At 55.8% G+C, this 17157-nt stretch carries 14 protein-coding genes; 10 read left to right on the top strand and 4 right to left on the bottom strand.

Annotated features, from left to right (window positions below; all coding sequences use genetic code 11):
• Positions 1-16: 16 nt before the first annotated feature.
• From IPN69_23195 to IPN69_23185, 3 genes are all read right to left on the bottom strand, one after another.
• Positions 17-526, bottom strand: a complete 510-nt coding sequence (locus tag IPN69_23195) for a hypothetical protein (GenBank protein ID MBK8813616.1) — start codon at positions 524-526, stop codon at positions 17-19.
• Positions 527-618: 92 nt separating this feature from the next.
• Positions 619-957: a n-acetylglutamate synthase gene (locus tag IPN69_23190; GenBank protein ID MBK8813615.1), complete on the bottom strand. Its 339-nt coding sequence runs from the start codon at positions 955-957 to the stop codon at positions 619-621.
• Between the two features lie 101 nt (positions 958-1058).
• Positions 1059-1595 (bottom strand): RecX family transcriptional regulator, encoded by a 537-nt coding sequence (locus IPN69_23185; GenBank protein MBK8813614.1) that lies wholly within the window; start codon positions 1593-1595, stop codon positions 1059-1061.
• 106 nt (positions 1596-1701) lie between these two features.
• On the opposite strand from IPN69_23185, the gene truB reads away from it, so the two are divergent.
• Positions 1702-2589, top strand: a complete 888-nt coding sequence (gene truB, locus IPN69_23180) for a tRNA pseudouridine(55) synthase TruB (GenBank protein MBK8813613.1) — start codon at positions 1702-1704, stop codon at positions 2587-2589.
• A gap of 86 nt (positions 2590-2675) precedes the next feature.
• The gene (locus tag IPN69_23175) at positions 2676-3674 is read left to right on the top strand and encodes an alpha/beta hydrolase (protein ID MBK8813612.1); all 999 of its coding nucleotides are present in this window, start codon (positions 2676-2678) and stop codon (positions 3672-3674) included.
• 327 nt (positions 3675-4001) lie between these two features.
• On the opposite strand, the gene IPN69_23170 is transcribed toward IPN69_23175, so the two are convergent.
• A complete protein-coding gene (locus tag IPN69_23170) occupies positions 4002-4787 on the bottom strand; it encodes a hypothetical protein (protein MBK8813611.1) in 786 nt (261 codons plus the stop codon).
• Between the two features lie 155 nt (positions 4788-4942).
• Between IPN69_23170 and IPN69_23165 the strand changes: the two genes are divergently transcribed.
• The 8 genes from IPN69_23165 (at position 4943) to IPN69_23130 (ending at position 16881) form a co-directional block, all read left to right on the top strand.
• Positions 4943-6895, top strand: a complete 1953-nt coding sequence (locus IPN69_23165; GenBank protein ID MBK8813610.1) for a tetratricopeptide repeat protein — start codon at positions 4943-4945, stop codon at positions 6893-6895.
• 265 nt (positions 6896-7160) lie between these two features.
• Positions 7161-7367 (top strand): hypothetical protein, encoded by a 207-nt coding sequence (locus IPN69_23160; protein MBK8813609.1) that lies wholly within the window; start codon positions 7161-7163, stop codon positions 7365-7367.
• Positions 7368-7723: 356 nt separating this feature from the next.
• Positions 7724-8848 (top strand): VCBS repeat-containing protein, encoded by a 1125-nt coding sequence (locus tag IPN69_23155; GenBank protein ID MBK8813608.1) that lies wholly within the window; start codon positions 7724-7726, stop codon positions 8846-8848.
• Between the two features lie 67 nt (positions 8849-8915).
• Positions 8916-10274 (top strand): hypothetical protein, encoded by a 1359-nt coding sequence (locus IPN69_23150; protein ID MBK8813607.1) that lies wholly within the window; start codon positions 8916-8918, stop codon positions 10272-10274.
• 148 nt (positions 10275-10422) lie between these two features.
• Positions 10423-14199, top strand: a complete 3777-nt coding sequence (locus IPN69_23145; GenBank protein MBK8813606.1) for a hypothetical protein — start codon at positions 10423-10425, stop codon at positions 14197-14199.
• 2 nt (positions 14200-14201) lie between these two features.
• Positions 14202-14642, top strand: a complete 441-nt coding sequence (locus tag IPN69_23140) for a hypothetical protein (GenBank protein ID MBK8813605.1) — start codon at positions 14202-14204, stop codon at positions 14640-14642.
• Between the two features lie 14 nt (positions 14643-14656).
• On the top strand, positions 14657-15850 hold the full coding sequence (locus tag IPN69_23135; GenBank protein ID MBK8813604.1) for a hypothetical protein: 1194 nt from the start codon (positions 14657-14659) through the stop codon (positions 15848-15850).
• Positions 15847-16881 (top strand): hypothetical protein, encoded by a 1035-nt coding sequence (locus IPN69_23130; GenBank protein MBK8813603.1) that lies wholly within the window; start codon positions 15847-15849, stop codon positions 16879-16881. The genes IPN69_23135 and IPN69_23130 overlap by 4 nt, the downstream gene beginning before the upstream one ends.
• The last annotated feature ends 276 nt before the right edge of the window (positions 16882-17157 follow it).

Here is a 17157-nt window from a genome sequence, read left to right as displayed (position 1 = left end):
CGCACACGCTCCTTGATCAATTTCCTCTGACTTCGCGTCGAAGCTCGTCGATCTGCGTGCGCAGATCAAAGATCTCTCCGGAAGTTCTTTCCTGTTGGGGAAGCAATCTGAAATGGCTGTCCAACAAATCAGCCAGATCCCGGGCAGTTATCACTGTCCGGTTCTCTTGCCAAAACTGAATGATCTTTTTAGTTGCTGCGATGAAGATGTCAGAACTTTCGCCGGTCGTCGCGAGGCGCAGGAATTCGGCCGTGTTGCCGGCCGTTGGTTCGTCGCGCCAGACCGCTTCGCTGGCTGCGAGCCGGGCCTCGAACTCCTGCTTTTCGACTGCCGCGCTTGCATCGTTCGCACGACGTGTTTCGTCGTTTTCGAACGCCCGAAGTTCTTCGTCCGTCGGCTGAAACAACGGTCGATAATTTGCGGCTTCGAGATTGTTGGTGGATTCGGATCCGGTCAGCTTTCGCTTTCGCGTCGCGAGGAACACGGCAGTTGCCGCGATAATCAGAATTGTAATAAGGATGAGCATCTTGCCCAGTGCAACGCGTCCACGTTACCGCCTTTGATCTTCCGAGCGTTGCCCTCGTAAATAAATGATACGGCGCGTGTTTTTCGCAAGTTTCAAATTTCTTCGACGATCGATTCGCCCGCGGAACAATCGCCTGAGGTCCATTGCCATTTTTCGTGAAGGAGAAGCCGGCCATCTTCCAGAACTTCCGGCGCCGAACGGCAGATGCCGGTCATTAGTTCGCCGCGGCGATTCAGATGCTGATAACGCATATCAAGCGATCCATCGGGCGCGGCCTTGGCGATAAGCGTTCCGAAGACGATCTCGCCGCCGCGATATTCGGCCCAGACGACGTTCTCTTTTTGGTGGTAATGAAAGGTCGTTTCGCCGGAAACTTCGCCGCCATCCGAGTTTTCAACCGATCTGAATTTGCGATCGTCGTAGTTGATCATATTGGCTTGCAGAGTGCACCGTATGAGTTACGCCTTCAGGCGTGATCCACCGGCGCACGACGATGTTGGTCACGCCTGAACGCGTAACTCATACTCTGCACTCACCCTTCCTCGTCGAAACTCTTCGACGCGATCTCGCGCATCTTTGACGCAACGAGATCGTACGAGAATCCCTGTCTTAACAAATAGTCGTAAAACTTCTTCGCGTCGTCGCGGTTTTCGGGCTTGCCTTTGAGCCGAAGACGCTTGGCGATCGCGCGGTCGATGATCTCGTCTTCCGGCGTCTCTTCAAGAATTTGCTCAAGCGCCGCATCGACCGTTTCCTTGTCGAGTTTCTGCTGCGTCAATTTGATCTTGAGCGCCATTTTCCCGAGCGGTTTCTGGCGGATCTGCGAGGCCGCGAAGGATCTGGCGAACTGCGCATCGTCGAGATATCCGTAGTGTGTCAGCTTTTCGATCACCTCGTCGACGATCGTCGCATCGGTCCAGTCTTTTTCGAGCAGGCGCGTCCGGAGTTCGGTGATCGAACGCGGTTTGTAGGTGAGCAGATTGACCGCGCGGTCGAACGTTTTTCGCCGCGCACGCTCCGGATCGGTAACGACGCGTTCGGAATCTGGAATTGGACTTCTTCTTCGCATTTGATCGTTAGAATCTTAACCCGAAAGCCGCGAATCCGGAATTGAATTCCAAACAGTCGGCATTCATCGTTCGCAAATGCAAGATCAAAAATCTAGAATCCAAAGTATGAACGGACTTCTCATCATCGACAAACCGGCCGGAATCACCTCGCACGACGTCGTCGCACGCTGCCGCCGGATCCTCAAAACGAAAAAGATCGGCCATACAGGCACGCTCGACCCGTTCGCGACCGGCGTGATGGTGATCCTCGTCGGCAAAGCGACCCGCCTCGCGCAGTTTCTCGACAAAGACGAGAAGGAATATGAAGCGGTCGTCAGATTCGGATTCGAGACCGTCACCGGCGACGTGACCGGCGAAAGACGGGATTCGGAGAGCGGGAATTCTCCTTTCTCCTTTTCGCAAGTCCAAAGCGTCGCCAGCGAATTCACCGGCGAGATCCTTCAGACGCCGCCGATGTATTCGGCGAAAAAGGTCGAAGGAAAGAAGCTTTACGAACTCGCCCGGGCCGGCGTCGAGATCGAGCGCCGGGCCGTCACGGTGACGATCCACAAACTCGAGATGTCGGAACCGGCGGGTGACGAGTTGAGAATGGTCGTCGCCTGCTCGGCCGGAACGTACATTCGCACACTCGCCGAAGACATCGCGCGTCGCGCCGGTTCGGCGGCGCATCTCGCGGAACTCAGGCGCACGCGGGCGGGGAAGTTCGGCATCGAAAAAGCGTTGACGTTGGAAGAGCTTGAAAAAGTCGTTGCGGAAGATCGTTTGGCCGATCATCTGATCGCGATGAACGAAGCGGTCGGGCATTTGCCGTCGGTGACACTCAATGCCGAGCGCGCCGCGAAGACGAAAAGCGGTCTCAGCACCCGAGTTGATGCCGATTCGATCCCGAACCGGGCGGATGTTCGAATCGTTGACGAATCCGGAGCGCTTCTCGCGATCGGAACATTCGATTCGGACGAAAGTCGTGTTCAGCCGCGGATCGTTTTGGTGTAAGATTGAGACGATTCGTTATTGAATTTGCGCCCTTCGCGAACTTTGCGTGAGGATCTGACGCAATTCACAAGATCTTGGAAACTCGTATGAAGAAGAAACATATCGCATTGGGAATCGGCGGAGCGATCGGCGGCGTGATCGCCTGGAAACTCGCGTCGCGGCCGTCGACTGTGAATTTTGAAGACGTCGCCGACCGCGTCGTTCACGCGGAGCATTCGAACTTTGTCGAAGTTGACGGCGCCGAGGTCCATTTTCAGGAGTTCGGCGACCGTTCAAAGCCGACAATGTTGCTCGTTCACGGGTTCACCGCATCGGTTTACGTTTGGAAGACCGTCGCGCCGAAGCTCGCCGACGCCGGATTTCACGTCGTCGCGCTCGATCTGATCGGTTTCGGATATTCGGAGAAGCCGGCGTGGTTCGATTATTCGATCCAGTCGCAGGCGCGAATGATCTCTCGGTTTATGGACCGGCTCGGCATCGGCACGGCGACGCTTGTCGGCAGTTCATACGGCGGCGCGGTGGTCCTGACGGTCGCGCTCGATTATCCCGAGAGAGTCGAAAAACTCGTTCTCGTGGACGCCGTGATCAACGACGAACCCAAAAATCATCCGATCCTCAAACTTGCTTCTGTTCCCGGCATCGGCGAGGTGATGACGCCGTTTCTTCTTGATTCCAAAACATTTATCAAGCTCCGAATGCAGAACACCCTGGCGCCTGTGAATCATCATCTGATCACGCGGGACCGCGTCGAGTCGATCATTCGCCCTTTGGCCGCGGCGGACGGTCATCGCGCCGTCTTGCGTACCGGCCGCAATTGGAACGCCGACCGGATCGAGCACGACCTCGGACTGATAAATCAGCCGACGCTGATCGTCTGGGGCGAGGACGACATTGTGATCCCGATCCGCAATGCCGAGACGCTTTACAATTCGATCGTTCATTCGCGGCTCGTCGTTCTCAAGAACTGCGGACACGTGCCGCAAGAGGAAAAGCCGGAGATTTTCACGAATCTGGTCAACGAATTCGCCCACGATCGAAAGGGCCGGATCGCCGCCGGCGACGGCGATATGCAAGTGAGACATTGAGCGGATTGGGGATTTGCGATCGGCGATTTGGGAAAAACGCGCGAAGTTTTGCCCCAATGAACCCGGCAGGCGACGCTGAGCTATTTGCCGTACTTGCGACTTGTCGCCCGGATGTGCGGAAGGGTTCGGCCTTTCCTTTGAAAGTCACCGCAATCCTGCGGCTGTGCCGCAAATTGGCAATTGGCGGCACAGCCGCGTTGAATGTTGTGAAATCGGGGAATGGGTTCCCTCTCATATCCCAAATCAACAATTCCAAATCACCAATCCCAAATCACCAATCCCAAATCCCAAATCCCAAATCCCAAATCCCAAATCCCAAATTCGAGATCACAGTTTGATGTCCTTTTTTGCTTCCTTCGGCGTGTTGGGTTTGACGAATATCGAATCCGGCACGTTCTTGTTGAATTCGATATTGATGTAGTTGATGCGCGAGGTCTGCACGCCGTTTGAGAAATGATCGATGATGTACGGCGCCTTGATCCCGTTGGTCTCGACGAATTGTGCGTAACGATCTTCTTCTTTCGATTCTTCACCGTCCGGATTCGTCCGTTTGTAGATCGCCTTCACGGGCAGACCCTCCGCCGTAAACTCGAACTCGACCGTGAAACCATCGTCGTACGTCAGTTTGATAACGTCGTTGCGCTTGCCGAGCGTCGCCTCTCGCTTGCCGACGTAGTTCAAAACGCCCTTGCCGCGCCACTGGCTGCGCAGGAGATTATCGAGACTCACGCTCAAACCGCGCTTGAAGTCCTTGATCTGTTGTTCGTTCTGCACGTTGATGACGCCCGCCGCGCCGTCGAAGATCCAGCCCGCGTCCCGGTAATTCGTTTGGATGTTCTTGACTCCGTTGAACTTGAAGTCGGTGCGTTCCGTGTCCGGATAGACCAGAACATCGGTGAAAGTCTGAAACGAGATGATCACGCCGTCGCGCATCATACTGAATTTCCCGGTCGCGTAAAGCGTCTTGACCTGCAGATACCGCTCGCCGCCGAGCGACTCGACGGCGCGTTTCAAGACGGCCTCGGCCTTGTCGTCAGTTTTTGCGCCCTGCGCCAATGCGCCCGCATACGCCAACAAAAGGATCGAAAAAGAAGTCCAGATTAGTCTTTTCATATCAACGGAAATCGTGTGAAATCATAGCATCGAAGGGCTAAGATGACGAAATTCCGGCTTTGGTTTGCGATTCGTCTGACGAGCAGCGAGCGTTGCGTGAACAAATCTGATGCGAGTTGAACCGAAAAGCCGTTGAATCTTGCGATTTAGGCATTATGAGAAATCTTGTTTTCAAACTTGTCCTTCTTTCCCTGTTCGCTGTCGCGTCGGTTTCGGCTCAAGACGTCGGAAAAACCAGCCTTCAGCCCAACGAGCGGCCGTTTCCCGGCGTTTGGGAAGGAAAAATGGAATCCGACGGGCGGACGCAGGTTTTCGACATCGTCGTCGCGTTCGGCCAGAATCGAGGCAAACTCGATGGCGCGCTGACGGTGAAACCGAACACGAGGGCGGTCAGCCTCACCGGAATAACCGTTTATGCCAACGGCGTGATCAACTTCTCGGTCCCCGGCGCGGGCGGCATCGAGACCCGATTCGAGGGCCGGCTGACGGGCGATACGATCGCCGGGACCTGGCGGAGACGAATGAGCGACGAAGTGAACATCACCGGAAAATGGTCTTTGAAGAAATCGACTGCGCCGAGCACGCCGGTGGCCGCCGTCAATACAGAAAATCGTGACAAAGAGGTCTTCTTGCCGCTGATTCAATCCCAATTGGCGTCAAACCGGATCGCCGATGCGATCACTACCGCGACCAACTGCATCACACAAATTCCGTCGTCGGCACCCTGCTATGCGTTGCGTTCCAATTTGTACCTGCGCGCCTACAAGGTCAAACCCATCGATCTCGCGAAACTCAGGATCAACGGCAAGCAGGATCAGGACCCGGACTGGCAAAAGGCGGTCGCTGATATTTCCAAGGCCGTTTCGCTCGTCCCGAATGTTGCCGAATACTACTATCAGCGCGGATTGACCTATATCGAAGGTTACAATTCGGAGCCGTTCGGGCTCGCGATCGCGGACGCGAAAAAAGCGATCGAACTTGAACCGTCGCGTGCCGATGCGAAAAAACTGCTCGAACGCGCGACAGACGGCTACGCGAGTGGTTTGGCGAAAGAGGCCGCCGACAAATGGGTTCTCTCGTCCGGCCGCCGCGCCGAGGGCGACAAAGCGGCATCCGACAAACTCCTAGCCGAAGCGATCGCCCAGATAACGACCTCGATCTCGATCGGTCCGGGATATTCGAAGCACCTGAATTACCTGATGCGTGCACGGATGCAGCGGGACCTCGGCAAACTCGAGCTCGCGGTCGAGGATTACACGGCGTCTATCGCGCTCAAGAAAAACCACGGCGACGCATTCATCGAACGCGCGGAAACGTACCGAAAGCTCCGGAAATTCGCGCTCGCTTTTGCTGACTATGATGCGCTCGCGGCGCTTCCCGACGATTTTGAGACAAAATATCCGAAACAGCGCGTGCCGCTCGGGCGTGCCGATGGTTATCGCGAATCGGGCGATTTGCCGCGCGCGGTCGCCGAATACACAAAGATCCTCGCCGCAAATCCGGACGACGCCGGAGCGCTCTACGGCCGGGGCCTCGCGCATTATTACAACAAGAACCGGACCGCCGCCGCCGCCGACTTCGAAAAACTGGTCGCGACCTCTTGGGACAAGGAAGGGATGAAGAAAGAGCTCGGGCGGCTCGACATCGCGCCGTACAACGCGCAGTATCCCCCGATCCCGGCTGGGCGCGGCCGGGCCGAGGAAATCGCCCGAACGGTCGACGCGATGATCGGCGAGGTCGCTGAAGTTGCCCAAAAAGGCGACACAAAAGCGGCGGAAGCAAAGCTGGCAACGGCGCTTGCTGAAGCGGACAAGGCCGTCGCGGCCGATCGAACATCGGCCAAGGCACACGAGGCGCGGGGAGGTGTTCTTTTGGTGACGAGCCTTGTCGTTCCGGCGCGTGCCGCTGAATTGCTCCGCAACGCGCTTGCTTCGTATGAAACGGCGATTGCCGCCGATCCGAAATCGTCGCGGGCGTATTTCGGGCGCGGCGTCGTCTACGAACGGATGGGCGACAAGGCGAAAGCGCGCGCCGACCAGCAAAAAGCGCTTCAGCTTGATCCCAAGAACGGGGACGCCGAGACCGCGCTCAAGAGGCTCGGAAATTAAAGGCTCGGCGATTTTGTAGCAAGGGGCAGCAAGCAATTTTAACGAAGATGTATGTGTCAACCCATGTCAAACAGGCGACGGCAATCCGGTGAGGGAAAAGTGGTCGATCGGTCTGAGAATTCCAGGGCGATTTGTTTCTTTCGGAGTGCGAACTCGCTCATTGAGAAGAGCTCTTGACATCGGATCGAAACGACGTCGGTTAGTTTTACTTGTTCTGAAGTTTGCGGTTTAGAGAGCAGAAGCTCCTTTTTGAGGGAGGCCGAAAGTGCGAAATCTTCCAAATACAGAAACCCTCGCGGACGAGAGTCGTCCGTTTCCAGTCGATTCCAGTCGATTCCAGTCGATTCCAGTCGATTCCAGTCGATTCCAGTCGATTCCAGTCGATTCCAGTCGATTCCAGTCGATTCCAGTCGATTCCAGTCGATTCCAGTCGATTCCAGTCGATTCCAGTCGATTCCATAGCCAACTGTAATCAATTCGAAATTCATCCGCGCCGCGATAAGATTCGCGGCTTTTTTTGTTTTCGCGCGTCACGGCTGTCGTGATTGACGCGCGTTCGATTCCGCACGTCGCCGAAAGAAAAGATCTATGAAACGGACCATTACAACGAAAGCAGAACGCGCAACCGCAAACATCGCAGATCGAGACAATCTCGGGCTGCCGGGTGCGGCTTGCCGCCCGGATGTGGGGAAAGGCTCGGCCTTTCCGCCGGCGGCAACTGCCAACGCGGCTGCGCCGCCAATCGGCGATGTGCGGCCCGGCCGGAGAATCGCGCGAACGTTGAACAAAAAGGACGAGCCTTTCCGCTCGTCGCCAAAGGAAAAAGATATGAAACGGAAGATCACAGAACCCGCAATCGAAAATCCCAAATCGAAAATCCGAAATCGGAACTGGCTCCTCATTCTCATCATCTCGGTCGTCGCGCTCGGCGTTTTCGGCACGGGGATGAGTTTTCTCGAACAATCGGCGAAGGACGAGATGGTTGCGCGGAAGAATCAGAACTATAAGCCTTCCCTTTTCGGGCGCGTCAATCCTTTCCTTCCTGACCCGACGCCGACGCCGACTCCGCAGCTTGCGAAAGAATATCTGTATGCAGGTTCGCGGCTTTTAGCCGTTGAAGACGCACATGCCAACGCCGCGCCGGCGGCGGATCTTGCCGTCTGGCGGCCCTTGAGCGGCGTCTGGTGGGTCTTGGGAGCAAACCAGCAGTCGACTTCGCAGCAATGGGGATTGTCGAACGACGTGCCGGTTCCCGGCGACTATGACGGCGACGGCAAGACGGATTTCGCGATCTGGCTAAACGGCGACTGGTGGATACTGAAGAGCTCGGAACCCGGCGGCAACATAAACTTCACGCTCGGCGCATCTGGCGACCGTCCGGCGCAGGCCGATTTCGACGGCGACGGCCGGACCGACCCCGCGGTTTATCACGAGGACGGCGCGAACGGCGTCTGGAAGATTCTGCTGAGCACGACGAATCAGGTTTACGAGCAGCAATACGGACTGTTTGACGACAAACCCGCGCCCGCCGATTACGACGGCGACGGACGCGCCGACCTCGCCGTCCGTCGGGAGTCGAACAACACCTTCTACTCGCGCAACAGCAGCAACAACCAAACCCAGTCGGCGGTCATCGGAACCGCCGGCGACGTCCCCGTCCCGTCCGACTACGACGGCGACGGCCGCGCCGACTACGCCCTCTTCCGGCCCTCCGACACGAAATGGTACATCCGCGAAAGCTCGACCGGGACGGTCACCCAAACACAATGGGGAATCTCCGGCGACAAGCTTGTCCAGAACGACTACGACGGCGACGGCAAAACCGACCTCGCCGTCTGGCGAGAATCGACGGGAACGTGGTACATCCGCCAGTCGGCAACGAACGGCTCGCTTCGCCAGCAGCAGTTCGGAGTCTTGGGTGACATCCCGGTCCCGGCCTTCTACCGGAGGTAGCCGGACCGCAGGAGTCGCCAAACACCCATCGGACAATTGCCTAGGGACCTGAAATGAGGTAAAGAAAATGAAACGCACCGCTTTTTTGACAGCCGCAATCGCAATCCTTGCAGCGCTTTCGCCGTCATTCGGACAGGAACGCGAGCCGCAACGCGGATTCCGCGCGGGGAACTCCTATTCCATCTCGGACATCGAGAACGTCAATCTCAACAACGGCAACCTGATGCTGACGATACCTTTGGCATCGCTCGCGCCCGGCCGCGGCACATCCCCCGGCTACACGGTTTCGCTCAGGTACAACGGCAAACTGTGGGATTCAAGGCAGGAACGGAGGACGGACGGCACTTATGGCGAGACCGGCGACACGAACTATATGCGTGAGCTGTTGCAGTTGTCGGAACAGGCCGGCTGGAAGCTCGACACGGGCGGCTTCCGCCTCATCCTCAAGAGCCGGTTCAATCTTGAGGAACAGGCCCAGTGCACCGCCGGAAACGGCTATGAATACAGGCGGAACGGCTATATCTTCCGACTTGAGATGGAAATGCCGGACGGCAGCGTCAAGGAGTTCCGGCCTTACGGGACGGGTTCCGCCTTCGACGACGAATACGACGACGGCTGGTTCTCGATCGACCCGAACGGGTCGAGGCACGTCTCCTCCCACATCGATTACAACGGTGGCGGGACGAGTTGTTCGCACGATGTCGTCGGGATCACCTCGTCGGGAATGAACTATTACACGAACGACGGGTCGGGCCTGCGGCTGTTCGTTCCGGCGGGCCAGAACGTCGGTGCCGGGATTATCGGCAAGAACTGGACGCTTTATATGCCGGGCGGCACGACCGTCGAAAACCTCCCGCCCGACGATCCGGGCATCCGCCAGCGGATGACGGACGCGAACGGCAACCGACTTGTCTGGAAGCCGGGATCGTACGGCGGCTCTAACGGGGAAATGATCGAGGACGGCGCCGGCCACTTCGTCTTCATCACGACGGACGCGAACGGCACTCAGCGGGTGATCCAGCGCGGGTTCGGCGGGGCCGACGTCGAGACCGAGATCCGTTGGAAGACCTGCTGGGTATACCGCAACTACAAGGCGACGAGCGCATCCAACGCGAACGGCGCATACATCTACGAGGACCTTTTTCGAGCCAATCGCGGCGGTCGAGAAGATCATTCTCCCCGGACAGGCGGGCGGCCGCGAATACGTCTTCACGTACAACGCCGCAACCGTTCAGCCCGGCAGCGGGAACTACACTTCGGGCTGGGGCGAGCTCAAATCGGTCACGCTTCCTTCGGAAGCGCGGGCCGATTACTCCTTCCAGCTCGACGGCAACGCGCCGGTACTTTCCAGCTTCGACGTCCTCAACAACCCAATCACACGGCGCGATCTCGTTTTCGCGGCGGAATACGACGGCGGCCAGACTGAGGTCACCGAGTCGACGTTCTATTCGGCTTCGGCGACCGGAGGTGTCGGCTCCGTCCTGCGTCCCGACGGGAGCGGCACCGTCGAGGTCAGCGACACGCAAGGCTACTTCAAGGGCTATGCGTACAAGACGCTGAGTTCGAACGGATCGATGGTCGAAAGGATCTGGGCGCAGAACCCCGCGCCGCGGGTCACGGGCGCCAACTCGCAGCCCGTGAACGCCTACGTCAAGACCGAACTGACGACGGTCGCCGACAACTCGGGCAACCCCGTGCTGACCGCGATCAGGGACTTCGACCGCGACAAGAACGGGAACGTCCTCGAGGTCAGGGAATACGACTGGGTGCCGTACGCGTCGGTGCCGCGTTCGGGTTCGGGGGCCTTTTCGAAGGTGACGGGATTGCCGTCTGGCCTGGTCCTCAAGAGAAAGACGGTCAGCGAATACTACAATCAGGCGCCGCCGGCCTCGGATACGACGACCGACAGCCCGTACCATTACGCGAACCCTTCGGCGCCGCGGCTTCGAAACCTCCTCAAATCGAGCGAAGTGCGGGACGCGAACGACACGACCGTGTCAAGAACCGAGTTCTACTATGACGATCCGAACAACAAGGGGAATCTGACGGAAACGCGCGTTTGGGATTCGACGAAAGGCGACGTGACGGTCCCGCTATCGGCCGCCAATTCCGTGATCACGAGCGTCCAATACAACGCCTTCGGGGCGCCGACCGTGACGACGGACGCGAACGGCGTCCAGACCGCCGTCACGTACGGCTGCATCGACGGCGCGGCGAGCTGTTCGCCGAACCTCGAAAACCTCTATCCGACGAAAATCGAGAAGGCCTCGAACCATTCGGCGCTGAAACTGACCTTGGCGATGCGTTACGACTATTTCACGGGTCTTCCGACGCTCGCGACGGACGTCGACAACGGCATCTCGACGGCGACTTACTACGATGACCTCGGACGGCCGGTGAAGGTCGCCTCGGCGGTCGGGACCGACGACGAGGTTTGGGTCCAAACCGAATATGACGTCGTCAACCGGCGGGTCATCACGAGAGCCGACGTCGCAGCGAAGGGTGACGGCGGCAAGGTCTCGACGCAGTTCTTTGATCAGCTTGGAAGAGTCAGGCTGACGAAAACGCTCGAGGATGCGGCGACGCAGTCGGCGACAAATGAAACCGACGGCATCAAGGTTCAGACGCGGTACAAGACGGTAAGCGGCTACACCTATCAGCTTTCGTCAAACCCGTACCGAGCGAGTTATTCATCAAACGCCGGAAGCGAGGAATCGATGGGCTGGACAAGATCGAAGGCGTGGAGCACGGGCATCCGTTCCGAAGTCGAGACGTTTACCGGAGCTGCGCTTCCCGCTCCGTGGGGGAGCAACACGGCATCGACCGGCGTCGTTGCGACCGACACGGACGCCGACCGGACGCTTGTCACGGATCAGGCCGGAAAGCAGCGGATCAGCAGAACGAACGGACTCGGCCAGCTCAAAGAGGTTTGGGAGATCGTCCCGGCTTCCGATTCATCAACCGTGTCGGTCACATTCCCCGGAACAGCCATCGCTTATGGCTATCGATCGGCCTACAATTATGATCCGTTGAACAATCTCACGCAGGTCGATCAGCCGCTCGGCGTGACGACGAACCAGATCCGCTCCTTTGCCTACAGCAGTCTCTCGCGCCTGCTCACGGCTCAGAACCCCGAATCGGGAACGATAAGTTACGCATATGACCCGAACGGAAATTTGACCAGTAAGAAGGACGCCCGAAACATCACGACCGCGTACGCCTACGACGCGCTCAACCGCGTGACCGAAAGATCCTACGACGACAACGCGACGCTGGCTGTCCATTACATTTACGACAATCTGAGCCACGCCAAGGGCAAGCTGACAAAGGTCACTACCGGTCCGGTCTCGTCGCCGTTCTCGGTTACCGAATACACCGAGTTCGACGCTGCCGGCAGGGTGAAAAAAAGCAAACAGACGACGGACGGGATCGTCTATAATGAGATGGAGTACACCTACAACCTTTCGGGCGCGATGGTTGAAGAGAAATATCCGTCGGGAAGGATTGTCAAAACCGTGCTCGACGATGAGGGCGATTTGCAGACTGTAAAGAGTCAAAAGAACGCGAATAACGCGTTTTGGAATTACGCGAACCATTTTACCTACACCGCCGCCGGCGCGGTCGCGTCGTTGCAACTCGGAAACGGGACGTGGGAGAAGACGGCCTTCAACTCACGCCTTCAGCCAACGCAGATCGCGCTCGGCAAGGTTCAGAACACGACGGATCTGCTGCAACTCGATTACACCTACGGCGTCGTCGAAAGCGGTACGCTCAATACGGCGAAGAACAACGGGAACATCCAGTCGCAGACGATCACGGTCCAGCGAAGCAACCAGAATCCGCTCGTTCTCAATCAAAGCTACGTGTATGACGAGTTGAACAGACTCAAATCAGCGGAAGAGACCGCCGGCGGATCGTCGGCGTGGAAACAAACCTACGCGCTCGACCGATACGGCAACCGGCGTTTTGATCAGGCGAACACGAGTTTTCCGGCGTCGTTCTCGAATACGGCGGTTTCGAATCCGACGATCAACACTTCCGACAATCGGTTTACGAGCGGGCAGGGTTACACATATGACGCTGCCGGGAACGTTTTGACCGACGCCGAGGGGCGGAGTTTCAATTACGACGCCGAGAATAAACAGAAAGAAGTGAAAAACTCGTCGAACCAGACGATCGGGCTCTACTATTTCGACGGCGACGGCCGGAGGGTGAAGAAGGTGACGAATACCGAAACCGTGATCTTCATCTTCGACGCGGCCGGAAAACTGGTCGCGGAATACTCGACGAATCCGAGCCAGACTCCGCAGGTGCAGTATCTGACGAACGATCATCTCGGCACGCCCCGCATCAACACCAACGAAAACGGCACGGTGGTTTCGCGGACAGACTACATGCCCTACGGCGAAGAGATCATCGGCCTCGGCGGCAGATCGACTACTGACCAATACGTCACCGACGACGTCCGCCAGGGCTTCACCGGCTATCTCAACGACGAAGAAACCAACCTCGACTACGCCCAGGCCCGGATGTACAAGAAGGAACTCGGAAGATTTACGGGGGTTGACCCGTTGCTTGGTTCGGGATTCACGATGACACCGTCGACATGGAATCGATACAGTTATTCGATTAATAATCCATTGCGCTTTACTGATCCGACTGGAATGGTAGCGGGGGACTTCTACAATCTCGAAGGCAATCACATTGGCACTGACGGTGTTGATGACGGGCGAATTTACATCGTGACTGACAACAGAAAGGCCGACGAAATTGAGAAAACAAAAGCGCCTTACAAGGGCACTGTGGAGTCAAAAGTAGAAATTCCTAACAAAGAGGTTATCAGCCGTATCAATGACGCCGTTAGCCGAAGTAACAACAGTGCGTTCACCGCTGCGCTGGCTAAGGGCGAAAAAGCGTCGGGCGGATTCGCAGAGGCCGGGTTATCGTGGAAAACGACCGATGGAAAAGTTGAAATCTTAAATGCCCCCGACGGGGCTGTTTCAGATCCAAGAATTAAAGACGGTACGGCGAGCATATCGCTTCCCGGTGACGCAGACGGAAAGGCGCATGTTCATCAAAGCGGGAAGATCGAAAAAAGCGACGCGCCCACAGGGATCGACAGTTCATCGAACACAGTGTCCGTGTTGGGAGGAAAAACCGTTACGACAACGACTTCAAGTTTTGTTCAAATGCCTTCGAAGGTCGACATTGCGAACGCTCTGCCCGGGACAAATATTGTCGTAGGAGCGGCGAACAAGACGGTATATTTTTACAAAAGCAGCGGTAACAATAGCGATTGCAACTGCATCGCAAAAATGTCGTTGTCAAATTTCTTGAAAATTGGGAGATAGTCATGAACAAGCTTGGTTCCGTCGGAATCGTCATGATGATGGTTTGGGTCTCAATTGCCAGCGCGCAGTCCGCGTTAACTACAATTTCGAGGATTGAGATTGATGGTCAAGAGATCAAAACAAAATATCGGGTATTTTTTCAACTGAACGACAAGTGGATTCGAGCCAAACAAACGAAGAGCGGTTTCTTGATCCCAACTGAACTGTCAGGACGAGAGTCCTTGTCGGTGTTAATCAAATTTCGCAAATATAGACTGACGTTCTCGGGAATTCATTTTTCCAAATTCGATGAGTCTTGGGTTGTCGGTATAGACAAAAAGCCATTCTCAACGGATTTGATCAACGACAATGATCCAACGTTGATTAGACAGCTATACTACATCCGTTTCGATGGAGCGCGGGAATCGACCATTTTGGTCGTGACGAAGAAATACGAAAACTAGCTCACCGATAGGTTTTGGAAGGCAGGAAAGGCGCTCGTCATCCGCAATTATTCGGACGCTTCGATGCCCGACGGTTCGTCTATTACGACGGCGACGGGCGCAGAGTCAAAAAGCGCGGCTGGATCAACGGCCAATGGGAAGAAACCATTTTCGTTTACGATGCATCTTCACGATTGGTGGCCGAATACTCGACAATCCTGAACCCAACGCCGCAAGTGGCGTATCTCACAGCCGACCACCTCGGCAGCCCAAGGATCAACACCAACGAACTCGGCACCGTCATCTCAAGACACGACTACCGCCCGTACGGCGAAGAGATCACCGAGCGAACGCATGCCGAATACATCGGCGACACGATCCGAAAGCAATTTACCGGATATGACTGGGATTTAGAGACCGAACTGAGTTTTGCGGTAAATCGACAAATGGATTCAAGACGAGCAAGGTTCACTTCCCCAGACCCTTACAAAATAGTCGCGGAAGCCATGCTTGAGAAAGATCCAACAAAGGCGCAACAAAAACTGGAACGGTTTTTGAAGGCCCCGCAGAAATGGAATTCATACGCATATGTGGTCAACAACCCTTTGAAATACACCGATCCGACTGGAGAGGAAATTTGGTTGCGTGGAACCGAGAAAGAAATCAGGGAGGCCGAAAACTTGATCAGAGAGATAATAGGCCAGAAGAGGTATGACAAATTTGTAAAGCGACTCAATCACAACGGCGATGATGGGTATGCGTTGGTCCTCAATATCAACGAAGAAGATATTGAACAATTTACAGAAATCGATCATGGAGATGGCGAGGCCGGACTGCGGCTTGGAATGGCTGACCTTCTTTCGTCGACCACAGTAACGGAAGTTAGAACCGATGGCAATTTCATAAATGCTAACGGAGATTTGACGCGAGCCGACAGCGATGCTGTATGCGGCCGAGTCGGCGCATGTCTTATTCCGGCGTATGCGAATATAAACAAACACCAACAAGTTGTCATCTCGCCAGATTCGGTCGAAGAGGCAAATGAAGCGGCAAAGAAACAACCGGGAATATCGAGTGACGGAAAGCCTTTAACGTTTACAAAGACGATGATCCTAGCGCACGAGTTAGGCCATGCTTGGAGACGGAGTAATAATGGGGCACTGGGGTTTGAAAACGCGATTCGAAGAAGGGACAAAAGCAATATTAGAACGAGGGTGGCTGAACAATGACCATACTTAAGTTCGTTGGTGCTGCGGTTGTTTTGGTTTGTTCGATCATTCCCTTGGGGTGTTTTCGCCAATCTGATCAGACCGAAATTCAACCGGCAGGGAGATGGGAGGTTGTTTCCGAGAGACCGTTCAGAGCAACCGTTCCCACCGGATTCGAAGTCTACTTCTTCAGTAACGATTATGGTGTTGCTTTCGACGGATTCGGAATCCAGAAGACCTTGGATGCAGGGACAACATGGAGCGAGATACACACCTTTTTCCCTGAAACGAGCATTTCCTCGGTGCAGTTCTATCGGGATCGACGTGGATGGGCGGTAGGAACGAGGCTCGACCCTGAGAACAATCGGAGGTTTCCAGTCGTTTTTTTTACTACCAACGGCGGGGAAAGTTGGGATGCGTTATCGTTCTCTACCGAAAACTTCGGCAAAATTCGCGGCGAAGTCCACGAGTACAGAGATGTCTGTGTTACGAGATCGCAACAAATTTGGCTGGCGACGGAAGGTGGTGTTCTGAAAGTTGCGTTTGATAAGAACAAACTGACTGTTCTCGAAACATTCGAATTGAATGATGTTTCCAAATTGTCCTGCGCCGTTGAGGATGAAGGTGTTTGGGCGGCAGGTAGGAACGGCTTTGTCTATCACATTGACAAAACGGTCAGTTCTGAAAGGATCGGGCAAAATCTCGAGGTGCGGGAGATAAAGCCAATAGGGGAAAATCTGTGGTTGCTCGGTCAAAGGACGAATTCTCAAATCGGAGTTCGATCGGGCTTTCTGATGCGGAGCAGTGACAATGGCCGCACATGGGTTGATGTTTCGCCTGAATCCAAGGGGCTAAGCGACCTATCGATAGAGGGGCGACACGGCTGGCTGGTCGGAGACAGCGGGGAAATATTTTACACTCAAGACGAGGGCAATACGTGGGTTCGATACGCGAGCCCGACTACCGCCAACCTGTTGCGAATCGTATTCCTTGAATCAGGCGGCGTCTGGATCAGTGGAAACTACCACACTGTGTTGAGGCTGAATCAATAGGTGATCCGGCGCTGCAGTAAATTAACACCGGGCACTGTCTCAAAATCGTTGACACGCGCCGGAGGGATTCTCAAACGATCTCAGTTGGCGTGTCTGCAGGAGCAAGGGCAAGAGTAATGCCTCGCCCTCGACCGATAAACTCAAACACTAGACCAAAGCTCAACGCCAAGCAACGAAGGGCACGAGATAGAAAATACAAGAACGAAATTTACCGACGACGCGCTCAATCGCGTCACCTCGCGGAACTATTCGAACGAACCCTCGGGCCAGACGCCG

It is taken from the genome of Acidobacteriota bacterium (genome assembly GCA_016715115.1).
Lineage (GTDB): Bacteria > Acidobacteriota > Blastocatellia > Pyrinomonadales > Pyrinomonadaceae > JAFDVJ01.
The sequence above is the reverse complement of the archived record's forward strand: the minus strand, read 5'-3'. Positions and strand labels throughout refer to the sequence as shown.